Origin of the sequence: Pseudochelatococcus contaminans, from assembly GCF_014195635.1 — a bacterium.
GTDB lineage: Bacteria > Pseudomonadota > Alphaproteobacteria > Rhizobiales > Beijerinckiaceae > Pseudochelatococcus > Pseudochelatococcus contaminans.
In genome coordinates, this window is the sequence record NZ_JACICC010000016.1 from 23245 (window position 1) to 38234 (window position 14990).

Annotated in this window: 12 protein-coding genes; 5 read left to right on the plus strand and 7 right to left on the minus strand. The window is 60.8% G+C overall.

Annotation, left to right across the window (positions count from 1 at the left end):
* Positions 1 to 20: 20 nt before the first annotated feature.
* Together FHS81_RS16955 and FHS81_RS16960 are read right to left on the minus strand one after the other, a co-directional pair.
* Positions 21 to 719, minus strand: coding sequence for a LuxR C-terminal-related transcriptional regulator (locus FHS81_RS16955; protein WP_183754721.1), 699 nt, complete (start codon positions 717 to 719; stop codon positions 21 to 23).
* Between the two features lie 516 nt (positions 720 to 1235).
* Complete coding sequence (locus FHS81_RS16960; protein ID WP_183754723.1) at positions 1236 to 3182, minus strand: coiled-coil domain-containing protein; 1947 nt, start codon at positions 3180 to 3182, stop codon at positions 1236 to 1238.
* A 532-nt stretch (positions 3183 to 3714) separates the two neighbouring features.
* Here FHS81_RS16960 and guaB point away from each other — a divergent pair.
* Both guaB and FHS81_RS16970 read left to right on the plus strand, forming a co-directional pair.
* Positions 3715 to 5208: an IMP dehydrogenase gene (gene guaB / locus FHS81_RS16965; RefSeq protein ID WP_183754725.1), complete on the plus strand. Its 1494-nt coding sequence runs from the start codon at positions 3715 to 3717 to the stop codon at positions 5206 to 5208.
* 18 nt (positions 5209 to 5226) lie between these two features.
* The gene (locus FHS81_RS16970) at positions 5227 to 6546 is read left to right on the plus strand and encodes an RsmB/NOP family class I SAM-dependent RNA methyltransferase (protein ID WP_183754727.1); all 1320 of its coding nucleotides are present in this window, start codon (positions 5227 to 5229) and stop codon (positions 6544 to 6546) included.
* Positions 6547 to 6684: 138 nt separating this feature from the next.
* Here the strand turns inward: FHS81_RS16970 and FHS81_RS16975 are convergent, their stop codons facing one another.
* From FHS81_RS16975 to nudC, 4 genes are all read right to left on the minus strand, one after another.
* A complete protein-coding gene (locus FHS81_RS16975) occupies positions 6685 to 6918 on the minus strand; it encodes a hypothetical protein (protein WP_246375079.1) in 234 nt (77 codons plus the stop codon).
* 35 nt (positions 6919 to 6953) lie between these two features.
* Positions 6954 to 8318, minus strand: coding sequence for a ribosome biogenesis GTPase Der (gene der, locus FHS81_RS16980; RefSeq protein WP_183754731.1), 1365 nt, complete (start codon positions 8316 to 8318; stop codon positions 6954 to 6956).
* Positions 8319 to 8454: 136 nt separating this feature from the next.
* A complete protein-coding gene (locus FHS81_RS16985) occupies positions 8455 to 9111 on the minus strand; it encodes a tetratricopeptide repeat protein (RefSeq protein WP_183754733.1) in 657 nt (218 codons plus the stop codon).
* 144 nt (positions 9112 to 9255) lie between these two features.
* The gene (gene nudC, locus FHS81_RS16990) at positions 9256 to 10254 is read right to left on the minus strand and encodes an NAD(+) diphosphatase (protein WP_183754749.1); all 999 of its coding nucleotides are present in this window, start codon (positions 10252 to 10254) and stop codon (positions 9256 to 9258) included.
* A 313-nt stretch (positions 10255 to 10567) separates the two neighbouring features.
* On the opposite strand from nudC, the gene FHS81_RS16995 reads away from it, so the two are divergent.
* On the plus strand, positions 10568 to 10720 hold the full coding sequence (locus tag FHS81_RS16995; protein WP_183754735.1) for a hypothetical protein: 153 nt from the start codon (positions 10568 to 10570) through the stop codon (positions 10718 to 10720).
* 300 nt (positions 10721 to 11020) lie between these two features.
* Positions 11021 to 12163 carry an alpha-hydroxy acid oxidase gene (locus FHS81_RS17000; protein ID WP_183754737.1) on the plus strand — a complete coding sequence of 381 codons (1143 nt, stop codon included), beginning with the start codon at positions 11021 to 11023 and terminating at the stop codon, positions 12161 to 12163.
* 69 nt (positions 12164 to 12232) lie between these two features.
* Here FHS81_RS17000 and FHS81_RS17005 read toward each other — a convergent pair whose 3' ends face one another.
* Positions 12233 to 13444 (minus strand): NADP-dependent isocitrate dehydrogenase, encoded by a 1212-nt coding sequence (locus tag FHS81_RS17005; protein WP_183754739.1) that lies wholly within the window; start codon positions 13442 to 13444, stop codon positions 12233 to 12235.
* A 733-nt stretch (positions 13445 to 14177) separates the two neighbouring features.
* Between FHS81_RS17005 and FHS81_RS17010 the strand changes: the two genes are divergently transcribed.
* The gene (locus FHS81_RS17010) at positions 14178 to 14750 is read left to right on the plus strand and encodes a L,D-transpeptidase (RefSeq protein ID WP_428982461.1); all 573 of its coding nucleotides are present in this window, start codon (positions 14178 to 14180) and stop codon (positions 14748 to 14750) included.
* The last annotated feature ends 240 nt before the right edge of the window (positions 14751 to 14990 follow it).

Below are 14990 nucleotides of genomic sequence, written 5' to 3' on the forward strand. Positions count from 1 at the left end.
GGGAAAAGCCGTGTCGCTGTTCAGGCTGCGCTGGCCGGGCCGGCGGCTGTCGCGATGCGCGCGGCGGCTATCACGGCTTGAGTGCGGCTTTCCACGCCAAGCTTCTGAAGGATGGCCGACACGTGCGCCTTGACGGTTGCTTCCGACACAGCAAGCTCATAAGCGATCTGCTTGTTGAGTAACCCTTGCGACAGCATCATCAGCACACGCACCTGCTGTGGTGTCAGACTGGCGACACGGCGCACGAGTTCGCCCGTCTCCTGATCGGTTGGCTGGTTCAGGTCGATATCGGGCGGGATCCAGGTGTTGCCTGCGAGGATGGTCTCGAAGACGGCCCCCATTGTCGGCACATCAAGCGATTTGGGAATGAAACCGGATGCGCCAAACTCGATTGACCGGCGGATGACAACCGGGTCGTCATTGGCCGACACGATGACAACGGGCACTTCAGGATATTGCGCTCGCAGATAAAGCAGGCCGGAAAAACCTTGCACATCCGGAAGCGTCAAATCGAGCAGGGCGAGGTCGACGGAGTCCGCGTGGGCCAGCACTTCGAGAAGCGACTCGAAATTACCGCTCTCCGTAATCTCGGTTCCCGGCACCACGGCTTCGACGGCCTGACGTAACGCTCCACGAAACAGCGGGTGATCGTCGGCTATCGCGATCCGTGCCGAATGTCCAGCATTCAAAGGCGTGTCCCCCGGTCTCTTTTTTATCATTCGGCTTGGCGCCGGTCTCCATGATACGCCACAACGTCAGTGGTTGCTGCGCATCAGGAAAACAACGCTGGCATTGCACAAGAGAAGCTCCCGAATTTCGGAGCGTCGGATGTTCTGACGACATCAGAACAAGCGCTCTAAATTCTATGCGTCACCACAATTTGCATTCACTTGATGGATCGACTTGAACGCGAACTGCTCTAGCGAGGGACTGTGTGGGATCACCGTTATGCCGTCCAAGCTCAACTGGGCATTTAACCGGAAATAAATCGAACTTCCCGGCGTCAAGCCCAACGCTGCCTTGTGACGCGGATCATACCAATTTCAGACCACGCTTGATTCTTGTGCAATGCCTGCCGATTCTTGTCGAGAATTATATTAAATAATATGCAGTCTTGTCGACGGTCAGGCATTGATTGCGGTTAAATTCTGTCGCGGCAAATCAAGGAATATCGATCCGCGCGGCGGTGTTGCACCAAAGCGCGCGGTTTGCGGCAGTTCATCCGGCGTGTGGGCTTATGACAGGCGGGTCGCGCCCTGCATGACCGTTGCCGCTACCTGTGCCGCGCCGGTTGCCGCGATCAGGCCACCAAGACCGATCAGCAAAGAGCGCCTGCGATCCTCGGAGTCGGCATTGCTATCGTTCGTGCGTGGTGCGGCGGATTTGTTGCGCGTTTCATCCGCCGCCGCCATCGCAGCTCGCCGGGCCGCGGCAATGAAACCTGCGGTGAAGCCGACGTTTTCCGCGAGGCCAGCCCGGCCGGGTGCAAGCAGGTTTTCAGGCCCGTCTGCGGCCGCTGCTGGAGCCTCGGCAGAGTCGGTTGTAGAAAATACGCGGCTCAAGGCTTGTGCGGCGCGCAATTCTGGATGCAGCATTCGTTCTGGCAATGGCGATGCTTCGCGCGGAGGAAGGGCAGCGCCGTCGTCCGTTTCCCGTCCGAATTGCTGGGATGCAATGCCGCTGCTGCGAATATCCTCTTCGATCAGGGCGAGACGATCGACGATTCGCTCCAGCGTGCTGTGCACGGCATCCAGCGTATCCGCGGAGCGCGCGCCGGGCAGGATGTCATCCGGTGAGATCGCGCCCAGTGTCTCCCGAGCGGCGGCGCGGGCCACGCGTTCAAGCGTGGCCTGGTCGGCCTGCGGCAGATCGCGCAATTGCAGCGACAACGTGCCGACGGCGGTTTCCAGCTGCTGCAACCGCGCGCGATCCTCGGGATCAGCCTCGCTGTCGCTGCCTGCGCCGGAACGCGATAAATCTTCAAGACGTTGCGCGAGTTGGCTGATTTGCGCCGCCAGCGTATCGAGCGCGGCTTCGTTCATGTCACCATTGGCTGGCGTTTCGCGCTTGTGCAACGCTTCAACATGCCCCGATAGATCGCGAACCATATCCTCCACGCGGGACAAGGCCGGCGGAAAACGGCCGTCCTCAAGCCGCGAGCTGATATGATCCAGCCGCTCCAGCACGGTTTCGAACCCGGGCGCGGACGCGTCTCCAGCGACGGGCCGCAGCGCATCATCGAGCTTGCGTGACAGGTTTTCCAGCCGCTCGATGATGGCGTGCTGGCCGTCTCCCTCGGCCTGTGCGTCGAGACGCGCGAGTTCGACCTGCCGCGTGCGGATGTCGACGATGGCGCGGGCCAGACGGTCCTCGACAATGAGCTGTTCGTCCACTGGTGCGGGCTGCGCCGCGCTGGCGGTGCCCGCCGGGGCAGGGGAGGCGGCGGCGCGGGTATCGGGAGCTTGCAGACTTTCGACGATATCGCGCAAGGCAGCGGCGAGACGTTGCTCCATGGCTGGCAGCAAGTGGGTGGTCAGCAGTTCCGTTTGCGCTGCGGCGGTGCGGTCAACAGCATCCTGAATGCCGGCCAACGTGTCGCCGGGGAGTTCCGCCAGCCTTCCGTCGATGTCCTTGACCTGCTGCGCAATGGTCGCGAGCGCGTCGGAAAGCTCCTGCGTAATCTGCGCCTGCCCGCTGGCGGCGCACCGCATCTCTTCCGAGCGGCTGCGCTCGGCGTTGTCGATATAGCGTGCAAGGCCGGTCAGTGCTTCGGCTATGTGCGCGGCGCGGGCTTTCTCGCGCTGGACCGCACGGATTTCCGCTTCGCGCAACAACTGACCGATGACCTGCGGTGACACGCCGTTCAATGATGTTCCGGGCTGCGGACCTGCTGCCGATGACGCGGCATCGCGGCGTGCCAGCCGCGCCAGATGCGCGGTGATTTCGGCCCATCGTGCGTCGGCGGGCGTATCGCGTGGCGGCTGCGGCTCAGGCGCGGTTTCAGATTGCTGCGCGATGGCTGCGCTAAGCCATTCGCCGATGGTCATGCCGGAACGCCGCGCGGCGTCTTTCACCGCTTCGCGCATGTGCGGCGCGATGCCCTTGATGCTCCACGGCGCCTGGGAATGGGCGTGTGGCGTCTGGCCTCCTGTCGCGGAGGCTCCGGATGGAGGGGGCATCATGAGCGAGCCATCCTGATTTCCCTGGTCATGACGTGACGTCGTCCATTCCGTTTACGCATTCGTGTGGCCGTGCCGAATCGCAGCCTGCCCGATCCGCCATTGCCGCATCGTGATGGAGACTTTTCCTGCTCAAGGTAAACGGACGATTAATTTCCAGCGTTATAGCAAGGCTTTGTTCGGGATAGCTCCACCGGCGGATGAAACATATTCCTCCGGGACCATCAGAGGAGGTGGCTGTATGAGGCGGAGTTATTGGCCGGAAAACATGCCGCCAATCCGTTTCAAGTCTCGCCCCATGCGTTTGCTGCCCATGTGCCTGTTGCAGGGCAGCCAGCGAAATCGGGACTCGACGTGGGTGGGAAAAACGTGGTAAACGCCAGCGCCAACTCAGCTACAGCGTGATCGGGGCAAAGCGGTGTTTCCCGCCTGTCCGGAGAGGGCTCGGCCGGCGATTTGCCGGTAACGGGCGCTTTTTCGTATCCGGCTTTTCTGGCCTCCGCGCTATGGCTTTATTGCTCAGGAAGGGTTGGCGATGTCGGTTATCAGAGAAAAAATCATTCGCGAGGCTTTGACCTTCGACGACGTGCTGCTCCAGCCGGGGCATTCAGAGGTCATGCCCGGCACTGCCGAGCTCAAGACCAATCTCACGCGCACCATCTCGCTCAACCTGCCTGTGATCGCGTCCGCCATGGACACGGTGACGGAGGGCCGCATGGCCATCGCCATGGCACAAAGCGGCGGTCTGGGCGTCATCCATCGCAACCTGACGCCGGAGCAGCAGGCCGATCAGGTGCGGCTGGTCAAGAAATACGAATCCGGCATGGTGGTGAACCCTGTCACCATCCACCCCGATCAGAAGCTGGCCGACGCACTGGCGCTGATGAAGGCGCACTCCATTTCCGGCATTCCGGTGGTCGAGCGCGGGGCCAACGGCCACAACGGCAAGCTCGTCGGCATCCTCACGAACCGTGACGTGCGCTTTGCGACCAGCAGCGAGCAGCGCGTGTCCGAACTCATGACCAAGGATCGGCTGATCACCGTTCGCGAAGGCGTGGGGCAGGAAGAAGCCAAGCGGCTGCTGCATCAATTCCGCATCGAGAAGCTGCTTGTGGTCGATAGCCATTATCGCTGCATCGGCCTCATCACGGTCAAGGATATCGAAAAGCAGGTCGCTTACCCGAACGCCGCCAAGGACGAGCAGGGCCGTCTGCGCGTTGCCGCCGCCACCACAACGGGCGAGGAAGGCTTCCTGCGCTGCGAGATGCTGATCGATGCCGGATGCGACGTGCTGGTGGTCGATACCGCTCATGGCCATTCCCAGCGCGTTCTGGATGCCGTGACGCGGGTCAAGAAGCTGTCGAATACCGTGCAGGTGATCGCCGGCAACGTTGCTACCGCCGCTGGCACGCAGGCGCTCATCGACGCAGGTGCGGATGCAGTGAAGATCGGCATCGGTCCCGGTTCCATCTGCACCACCCGCATCGTTGCGGGCGTGGGTGTGCCGCAACTGACGGCCATCATGGATGCCGCCACCGTGGCGCATGCCGCGGGCGTTCCGATCATCGCGGACGGCGGCATCAAGGTGTCTGGCGACCTCGCCAAGGCGCTCGCGGCGGGCGCATCCACGGCCATGGTCGGCTCGCTGCTGGCCGGCACGGACGAGACCCCCGGTGAGGTGTTCCTGTGGCAGGGGCGGTCCTACAAGTCGTATCGCGGCATGGGGTCTGTGGGTGCGATGTCGCGCGGTTCCGCCGATCGCTATTTCCAGCAGGATATCAAGGACACGCTGAAGCTCGTGCCCGAGGGCGTCGAGGGGCAGGTGGCCTACAAGGGCTCCGTGGCGGCGGTGCTGCACCAGCTCGCCGGTGGCCTCAGGGCGGCCATGGGCTATGTCGGCGCACGCACGATCCCGGACCTGCAGGAAAGGGCGCAGTTCGTGCGCATCACCAATGCCGGCCTGCGCGAGAGCCACGTCCATGACGTGACGATTACGCGCGAAAGCCCGAATTATCCCACCCGCGGCTGACAGAAAGACACCCGTACCATGACCCCCGCCGCACGCCTTTCCGCCGCTATCGAGGTTCTTGCCGATCTCGAAGTGCGCCGCCGCCCTGTCAACGATGCCCTGCGCGATTGGGGGCAGACGCATCGTTTCGCCGGGTCGAAGGACCGTGCGGCGCTTGCCAGCATCGTTTACGACGCGCTGCGGCGTCGTGCGTCCAGCATCTTCCTGCTGGGTGCCGACAGTCCGCGCGCCGTGGTGCTCGGCATGTTGCGGCTGGGGAGGGGGCTTGAGGCGGATGACATTGCCCGCCTGTTCTCCGGCGAACGCTTCGCACCCGACGCGCTGACGGATGACGAACGCGCCCGTCTCGAAGCGCCCATTCCCGATATGCCTGCCGCCAGTGCCGGGGATTTTCCCGAGTGGCTGACGGAATCGCTTGAGCGCACGTTCGGCGACGATCTTATTGCAGAAATGCAGGCGCTGGCAGATCGCGCGCCGGTCGATATTCGCGCCAATACGCTCAAAACCACGCGTGAGGCGCTGGTATCCGCGCTGGCGCACCTGTCTCCGGAGCCGACATCGCATGCTGAGGCAGGCCTGCGGTTTCATGCCGGAGACGACGGGCGGGGACCGGCCTTGCAGGTGGAGCCTGAATTTATTCAGGGGCTTTACGAAATTCAGGACGAAGGCTCGCAGTTGGCCGCGCTCCTGTCTCTCGCGGCTCCGGGCGAACAGGTTGTCGATCTGTGCGCGGGTGCGGGCGGAAAGACGCTGGCCCTTGCGGCGCAGATGGACAATCGCGGCCAGATCTTCGCGACCGATATCGATGCACGCCGCCTTGCGGCAATCCATGAGCGGCTGTCACGGTCCGGCGTGCGCAACGTTCAGGTGCGTGTGCCACGCGGGCGTTTCGATCCCGTTCGTAATCCGCAGGTCGCCGATCCGTTGGCGGATATTGCGGGCACAGTTGATCTTGTGCTGGTCGATGCGCCTTGCACGGGCGTTGGCACCTGGCGGCGCAATCCGGATGCGAAATGGCGGCTGCGCCCCGGCGCGCTGGTGGAACGCCTTGCCGATCAGGCGACGGTGCTGGATCGTGCCGCGGCGCTTGTCAAGCCGGGCGGACGCATCGCCTATGTCACCTGCTCACTTCTGCCGGAAGAGAACGACGACGCCGTATCCGGCTTTCTGGAGCGGCACGCGGATTTCGAAAGCGTCGCGCCTTCCAATGTCGTCGAGGCTGCAGGTTTGCCGCATCTGGCTGAGTTTGCCACGCCGGGCGGCGGGTTATTGTTGTCGCCCCGCCGTACGGATACTGACGGATTCTATGTCGCTATCCTGCGAAACCGGGCAGCTTGAACGCAAGCTGTTCTATTCGCCCGGCGGCAGGGGTTTGTCGCCGTCCAGTCTGGTTGCGGCATAGCCCATGGCCAGAACGATCAGCGGCATGACGAGATAGGCGACAATCCAGAGGCTCGTCATCTCATTCTCCTCAAATTACCTCATTCTCCCAAGGTGGTGCCTTGCCATGATATGTAGGGCGCCCGCCACGAAAAGCCAGAGAATGCTCCCGACCGCGACGAATATACCATCTCTGAGCCCTGCCGTCACGCCGAGCCCATAGATGACGGCCACGAGAGGCCCGAGCGCGCCAACCGTGAGGCATGCGGTCGATGCGCGGTCCAGCGCGGCCGCGGTGAGCTTGGTTCGCTCATTATGGATGACGGTCATGTCAACCATCCGGAAAAAGTGCCGAAAAGACCGGACTACTTCTTTTTATCATAAGGGTTGTCGCCAGAGCGCAGCGACAGCCGGATCGGCGTGCCCTTGAGGGCAAAAGTTTCCCGCAAGCCGTTGACGAGATAGCGCGTGTACGAACGCGGCAGTTCGCTGAGCTGATTGCCGAACAATGCGAAGTGCGGCGGGCGGCTCTTTACTTGCGTGATGTAGCGAATTTTGATGCGCCGTCCGGAAACGGCTGGCGGCGGGTGCCCCTCCACCATATCGACGAGCCAGCGGTTGAGGCGTGAGGTGGAGACACGCTCGTTCCAGATCCGATAAGCGTCGAAAATCGATTCCATCAGTGGGTCGATGCCCCGGCCTGTCAAACCGGAAACCGGAATCACCGACACGCCCTTGACCTGCGATAGCAGGCGCGAGGCTTCCTCGCGCAGCTCCTTGAGCAGGCCATGCTGGTCCGACACCAGATCCCATTTGTTGAGGCCGATCACCACCGCACGGCCTTCTTTCTCGATCAGGTCGACGATGGTGAGATCCTGCTTCTCGAACGGAATCGTCGCATCGAGCAGCACGACCACCACTTCAGCAAAACGGATGGCCCGCAGTCCATCGGCAACTGACAGCTTTTCCAGTTTGTCATCGATGCGGGCGCGCTTGCGCATGCCGGCGGTGTCATAAAGCTTGATTGCGTGGCCACGCCACTCCCAGTCGAGCGAAATCGAATCGCGCGTGATGCCCGCTTCCGGCCCAGTCAGCAGGCGCTCTTCGCCGATCATCTGATTGATCAGGGTGGACTTGCCGGCGTTCGGACGGCCACTGATGGCGATTCTCAGCGGGCGCCGCAGGTTGCCCTCTTCGTCGAGGCCGGCCTCTTCTTCCTCTTCCTCGTCGTCTGCATCGGGGAAGAACGGCATCAAGGCTTCCAGCAGATCCGACGTGCCCTCGCCATGCTCGGCGGACAGCGGCACCGGATCGCCAAGCCCAAGAGAAAAAGCATCATAGGCGCCGTCGAGACCGACTCTGCCCTCTGCCTTGTTGGCGACGAGAATCACTGGCTTGCCGGAACGGCGCACCAGCTCCGCAAATTGCCGGTCCGACGGAGTCACACCGACGCGGGCATCGATGACGAACATGATGATATCGCTATCGGCGATGGCGGTTTCGGTTTGCTGCCGCATACGCCCGGTGAGACTGTCGTCAGCGGCCTCCTCAAGCCCTGCGGTGTCGAACACGCGAAAGGCGAGGTGTCCAAGTGTAGCCTCGCCCTCGCGCCTGTCGCGCGTAACGCCGGGCTGGTCATCGACAAGCGCCAGCTTGCGCCCTACGAGGCGGTTAAAAAGGGTCGACTTGCCGACATTGGGCCGGCCGACAATGGCCACCGAGGCGTTCATGGTGACTCCAGACGCAAGCTATTCAGAACAACACAGTATCGAACCGGAAGAACGCTGATCGTCTTTCGGATAAACACGATACCAGAATAAAGGGCGGCACGGCGAGCAGGAGTTGCATGCCGTATACGTCGCCGGATCAATCCGTAGGACCAGCGGCGACCAGCGCCAGATAGAATTCCTGCACGCGTCGGCGCAGATTGGCGGGAGCGGCAGGGTCCGTAACGATCTGGTCGAACCAACGGCCAGCATCCTCGAACTTGCCGGCCTCAAGCGCCGCAACGCCGAGGGCCTCAAGCGCCGTGAAGCGCCACGGCTGGCCGGGTGCAGCCTGTGACTGCAATGCGGCTTGCAGCTCTTCAGGCGTCAGCTTGTCGGCCTGCAGCAATGTCGCGCGCAGTTTCGCGAGATCGCGCCATGCCGGATCGATGCTGGTATCGTTCGCAATCGCCGTGAAATCAGCCGCGCCCTTGGCCGGATCCTTGCCGCCCTCAAGGGCCGCCAAACGGAACCGCGACAGCATCCGGTAACCGTCCGGGCTGTCGGCTGCGACGGCAGCGAGCGCTTGCGCGGACTCGTCGATCCGCCCTTCGCGGGCGATTTGCAGTGCGTTCTCGTACCGGCCACCTGCCTCCGCTGCCGACTGGCGGTCGAACCAGCGCCAGGCCTGCCAGCCGCCGACACCAACGATGACCAGCACAACAACCGCTATGATAGCGGGCGCGAGACGGCGCAACAGTTTGGAATAGCGATCGCGGCGAAGGTCTTCATCGATTTCACGAAAGATGTCGGTCATGGAGATCTGCTATGCTGGCCGAAGCCTGAAAACTCATGGAAAATGATGATTAAGGCCGACCATTAACACAGCGTCGCGCCGAAAGCGAGATCGGCAAGCGAGATCGACAACTCCGTCGCATTCATTGTTTATCCGCCCATCTGTTTATATGAACAGGCCTTCCGTTTCGGTGAAGGCTTTCAACAAATGGTGAGCGATGGCCATGGGGCGGGGGGCGGTCAACCCTTCCGGGTGATGCCCGGCCAACATCTGACGGGCTTCGTCGCGGCTGAACCATCGCGCATCCTCCAGTTCCAGCCGGTCGATCACGATGGCGTCACCCAATGCTTGCGCCGCGCAGCCGATCATCAGTGATGAGGGGAAAGGCCACGGCTGGGATGCCATGTAGCGCACGGCACCCACCGGAATGCCCGCTTCTTCCATGATTTCCCGCCGCACGGCGTCTTCTATCGTTTCGCCCTGTTCCACGAACCCGGCAAGCGCCGAATACATGCCCGCCGCAAACTGCGGCTGACGGCCCAGCAGACAACGGTCTCCATCCGCGACCAGCATGATGACCACCGGGTCCACACGCGGGAAGTGGTGCGCGCCGCATGCCACACAATCGCGCCTGAACCCACCTGTGAATGCGACGGTGGGCGTGCCGCAGTTGGCGCAGAAACCGTGGCGGCGATGCCAGTCCATAAGCGCTCGCGCCTCGCCGAGAGGCCCCAGTTCATCGGCAGGCAACAACCCTTCGGCGGCGAGCGTGCGCAGATTCGCCAGTTCCGTGTCGCCTTGTCCGGCTGAAGAGTCGTGTCCCGTCAGGGAATCCGCGAGCTGCGCCGGCAGAAGGAAGGCAAACAGCGGTATGTCATCAAGCGTGCCGAGGAAGGCGGTCTCAACCGGAGGGCCAAACGCCGTTGCTTCCGCGAGCGTGAAACGGGCGCGGTCTGGCCGGTCTCCGGTTTTCAACAACGGCGTATCGCCGACGATGAGAAAGGTCCGGGCGCGCGGATCGGCGCGCAGCAAAGCAAGCTCCGCCTCACTTTCGCGGCGCTCCGAATGGCGATTGAGTCGATTCGTGCCAAAAGCTATGCGGGCAGACAGTTCACGCGCCGTCGACGTGCCGGCCGGAGGGAGGTTAACCCATTCTTTTGTCATCATGATTCCATTCACGGCTCTGATTGCCGATGCAGACAGGTTACCCCTTCGGGGGACAGCCGCAAGGGCGCGGCGAAATTTGGTGCGGCGCACATCTTTTTTCTTGACGCGGCCTCTTATTGGCCTCATTTAACAGCCACATAGTCAACACCGCGCAGATGCGTGGGTCGACCTCATCGGAAAATCGGAAATCATGCCCAGCGACAGTATAAGTCGATCGCGTTCGCCGTCTGCGGCCTTCTGGATAGCCTGATCTTCGATCGGCTCACCCGGATCGGCCGTTCGACGGCCCGATCGACAGGAAGGTGAGCAAATGACCTCTGCCAAAGTTCAGCGCAGCATCTCCGCCGCGCGCACCGAAACCGCCAGCTCTGACCGCTCCGTGGTCTGGCTGCTCGTGCTCATGCTCGTATTGGTATTCCTGCCGGTGGCAGGCGTATCGTTGACGGCGCTCTTGTCGAACTGAACCGTCTGTTTCAGCCTCGGAGCATCTCGCGCTCAAGTGGTTCGCCATTGGTTCGCCATGTTGAGCGCAAGCTGCCATTGCAATTCAAATCGAGAGCGCGCGACCTGCTGCATCAGGACGCGCGCTCTTATTTTTTTGGCTAAAAGAGATGCCACAATCTTATTCGGCAGGGCAGGTGAAGGGCGCACGTTTTCCGCAGGGGCATGGCTCGTCTGCCCGTAGGGTGATTTACATGGCGGCGGGAACATTGCATTGCAGGATCATTGAAATTCCGTCGCAATATCCGGAGCCAGAAGGTCCATGCAATCCGCCCTGACCATTGCCGATCTGAAAGAGCGCGCCCGCCGGCGGGTGCCGAAGATGTTCTTCGAATATGCCGACTCGGGTTCCTGGACCGAATCCACCTACCGGGCGAACGAAGAGGATTTCGCCAGGCTAAAATTGCGCCAGCGCGTGTTGGTGGACATGTCTGACCGCTCGCTCAAAACGGAACTCGTCGGCCAGTCGGTATCGATGCCCCTGGCGCTGTCGCCGACCGGGCTGACCGGCATGCAGCATGCCGATGGCGAGATTCTTGCCGCACGCGCAGCCGAAGCCCTCGGGATTCCATTCTGCCTGTCGACAATGAGCATCTGCTCGATTGAGACAGTTGCCGCCGCGACGACGAAACCGTTCTGGTTCCAGCTCTACGTGATGCGTGACAGGGCCTTTATCGAGCGGCTGATCGAGCGCGCGAAGGCCGCACGCTGCGGGGCCCTCGTCTTGACGCTCGATCTCCAGATTCTCGGACAACGGCACAAGGATCTGCGCAACGGCCTTTCTGCCCCGCCCAAGTTCACACCGCGGCATATCTGGCAGATGGCAACCTGCCCCGGTTGGTGCCTGAACATGCTGCGCACGAAGAATCGCGCCTTCGGCAACATCGTTGGCCACGTAACGAACGTGACCAACGTCTCATCGCTGTCTGCATGGACTGCGGAACAGTTCGACACACGCCTGTCGTGGGCGGATGTGGCCTGGATCAAGGAAAAATGGGGCGGCAAGCTGATTCTCAAGGGCGTTCTCGACCCGGAGGACGCCCGCAAGGCAGCGGATACGGGAGCCGACGCCATCATCGTATCGAATCACGGCGGCCGGCAGCTTGATGGCGCGCGTTCCTCAATTTCCGCGTTGCCGGCAATCGTGGATGCCGTGGGCGATCGGATCGAGATCCATATCGATGGCGGGATCAGGTCCGGGCAGGATGTGTTGAAAGCCGTGGCTCTCGGCGCAAAAGGCGCGTGGATCGGCCGTCCGTTTCTTTATGGGCTTGGAGCGGGCGGCGAGGCGGGGGTTACGCGCGCGCTGGACATTATTCGCCACGAGCTTGATATATCAATGGCTCTCTGTGGCTTGCGCGACATTCGCAACGTTAATGCGGATATTCTGGACAGGGCACCGTGACCCTGGTCGCAATGCTATGATGATTTGAAAACGGCCTCCCGGGGAAAACCGGGAGGCCGTTTTTTTGCATCAGCTAAAGGCCTTCTGCAGATTTTCGTCGATCTTGTCGAGGAAGCCGGTCGTGGAGAGCCACTTCTGGTCGGCGCCAACGAGAAGCGCGAGATCCTTGGTCATGAAACCCGACTCGACGGTGTCGATCACGACCTTTTCCAACGTCTGGACGAAGCGTGCGAGTTCCGCATTGTCATCAAGCTTGGCGCGATGAGCGAGGCCACGCGTCCAGGCGTAAATGGAGGCGATCGAGTTCGTCGATGTCGCCTTGCCCTTCTGGTGCTCACGATAATGACGGGTCACCGTGCCGTGGGCGGCTTCCGATTCCACGATCTTGCCATCGGGCGTCAGCAGAACGGAGGTCATCAGGCCCAGAGAACCGAAGCCCTGTGCAACCGTATCCGACTGCACGTCGCCATCGTAGTTTTTGCAGGCCCAGATATAGCCGCCGGACCACTTGAGCGACGACGCCACCATGTCATCGATAAGGCGGTGCTCGTAGTGGATGCCGGCCTTCCGGAACTGCTCCTGGAATTCGGCTTCATAGACTTCCTGGAAGATATCCTTGAAGCGCCCGTCATAGGCCTTGAGGATGGTGTTCTTGGTCGACAGATACACCGGATAGTTGCGTGCCAGGCCGTAGTTCAGCGAAGCGCGAGCGAAATCGCGAATCGAATCATCCAGGTTGTACATGGCGAGCGCCACGCCGGAACCGGAGAAGTTGAAGACTTCGCGCTCGATCTTCTCGCCGTCCTCACCCACGAAGGTCAGCGTCAGCTTACCTTTGCCCGGAACGCGGAAATCCGTTGCCCGGTACTGATCGCCATAAGCGTGGCGGCCGATGACGATCGGCTGCGTCCACCCCGGAACAAGGCGCGGAACGTTACGAGCGATGATCGGCTCGCGGAAAATCACACCGCCAAGAATGTTACGGATCGTGCCGTTGGGCGACTTCCACATCTGCTTGAGGTTGAATTCCTCGACGCGTGCCTCATCGGGGGTGATCGTGGCGCACTTGACGCCGACGCCATACTGCTTGATTGCCTCGGCGGCTTCGACGGTGACGCGGTCTTCCGTCTTGTCGCGGTTTTCGATGCCGAGATCGTAATATTTCAGGTCGATATCGAGATAAGGATGGATCAGCTTGTCTTTGATATATTGCCAGATGATCCGGGTCATCTCGTCGCCGTCGAGTTCGACGACCGGGTTCGCCACCTTGATCTTGCTCATGGATCTCTTCACCTCGCACGGGGCAACAGCGTAGTGGGGCCTCGGCGCGGGTTCCCGTGCGCAACCTACACCGGCAAACTGCCTATAAGCATTTTCTCCGTCGAATGACACCTGTTGCAACAAAGAAACAGTGACAAAATCGACATTTTGAACGGCTGCCACTGAAGTCATTTATTGACTTCAGCCTGAACGGGGCACGCCGCATGCACGGAAATCGCTTTAACCGAATCAGCATGCCGCAAAGTTGATTCGCTGCAGTTCAGTTGATTTAACAAGAGGTTATGAGAATGTGGCGGCTGTCCGCCCGCTTGTGCGCGCTCGCACAGAGGATGATTCGTGAAACCAAATCGGGAATTTTGTAATTTCGCGCGGCAGAAAGATCCAACCGATCCGATTCTCTTTCGAGAATCAAAGCAGGAAAGTCATTTGAGATGTCTGAGTGAGCTGGATATCCAGCTTCCATATCCCGGATGCTGTTTTCCTTAAAGTGCTTGCTGTCCCGGCCGTAATCCGCATACATGAAATTGCATCAACAAAAGGACCATGCATTTCAATGCATTATGCGTCTGGAGCCTCTTCCTGTGTTCCGGGTTGTTGTCTGGCATGCATCGGCGGGTGTCCTCATCCATATTTTACGCTATTGCGACCCTGCATGTTTAGGTTCACAAAACCGGAGACCGATGCATGTATGTGAAGTACACTGCTCTTGTAGCTGGTAAAATCAGGATTGTTGATCATGCGCTTGATCGCTGCTTTGACCGGGTTGTGCGCCGCCTTCGTCATCACACCCTCCGTTGCTTATCAGATAGACCCGCTGACGCAGCAGCCGCTGGCGCAGCCGGAGAATTTCGGACCGCGTGCATCGCCGATTCCGCGTGAGACCGTTGATTACCGTGGCCCGCACAAGCCCGGCACCATTATTGTCTCAACGCAGGAACGCCGCCTTTATCTCGTCCAGCCGGGCGGGAAGGCGCTGAAATATGGCATCGGCGTCGGCCGGCAGGGATTTCAGTGGGGCGGCACGCAGACCGTGACGCGCAAGGCTGAATGGCCCGGCTGGACGCCGCCGCCGCAGATGCGCAAGCGTCGTCCCGATCTTCCGGCTCATTTGCCGGGTGGCCCCAACAATCCGCTCGGAGCGCGTGCGCTTTATCTGGGCTCAACCTTGTACCGCATTCACGGATCGAATGAGCCGGAGACCATCGGTCAGGCCGTGTCCTCGGGGTGCATTCGTATGATGAACCATGATGTCGTCGATCTATATAATCGCGTGAAGGTTGGAACGCGCGTGGTTGTTCAGCGCTGATCGCCTGATCCGCCCTCGGAAAGGGGCGATATATAATTGCATCATAAAAAAGGGCCTCTTCCCGCGCCGATTCATCGGCAGGGGAGGGGCCCTTCGCTTTGAAAAGGTGATTTGCGACGAGATTCTGACGTCTGACTGGGACGGTGCGCATTGATTTTGCGATTTTTTGCGGGATTATTTTTTGTATTATGTGTTTGATATTGTTGTGTTTTGCCTGATTTTTGTATGTTTGTTGTGTTG

What these genes read in the sequence shown, in the direction of transcription:
- FHS81_RS16955 (WP_183754721.1), bottom strand. Translation starts at nt 719, where the DNA reads ATGATAAAAAAGAGACCGGGGGACACGCCTTTGAATGCTGGACATTCG.
- FHS81_RS16960 (WP_183754723.1), bottom strand. Translation starts at nt 3,182, where the DNA reads ATGATGCCCCCTCCATCCGGAGCCTCCGCGACAGGAGGCCAGACGCCA.
- guaB (WP_183754725.1), top strand. Translation starts at nt 3,715, where the DNA reads ATGTCGGTTATCAGAGAAAAAATCATTCGCGAGGCTTTGACCTTCGAC.
- FHS81_RS16970 (WP_183754727.1), top strand. Translation starts at nt 5,227, where the DNA reads ATGACCCCCGCCGCACGCCTTTCCGCCGCTATCGAGGTTCTTGCCGAT.
- FHS81_RS16975 (WP_246375079.1), bottom strand. Translation starts at nt 6,918, where the DNA reads ATGACCGTCATCCATAATGAGCGAACCAAGCTCACCGCGGCCGCGCTG.
- der (WP_183754731.1), bottom strand. Translation starts at nt 8,318, where the DNA reads ATGAACGCCTCGGTGGCCATTGTCGGCCGGCCCAATGTCGGCAAGTCG.
- FHS81_RS16985 (WP_183754733.1), bottom strand. Translation starts at nt 9,111, where the DNA reads ATGACCGACATCTTTCGTGAAATCGATGAAGACCTTCGCCGCGATCGC.
- nudC (WP_183754749.1), bottom strand. Translation starts at nt 10,254, where the DNA reads ATGACAAAAGAATGGGTTAACCTCCCTCCGGCCGGCACGTCGACGGCG.
- FHS81_RS16995 (WP_183754735.1), top strand. Translation starts at nt 10,568, where the DNA reads ATGACCTCTGCCAAAGTTCAGCGCAGCATCTCCGCCGCGCGCACCGAA.
- FHS81_RS17000 (WP_183754737.1), top strand. Translation starts at nt 11,021, where the DNA reads ATGCAATCCGCCCTGACCATTGCCGATCTGAAAGAGCGCGCCCGCCGG.
- FHS81_RS17005 (WP_183754739.1), bottom strand. Translation starts at nt 13,444, where the DNA reads ATGAGCAAGATCAAGGTGGCGAACCCGGTCGTCGAACTCGACGGCGAC.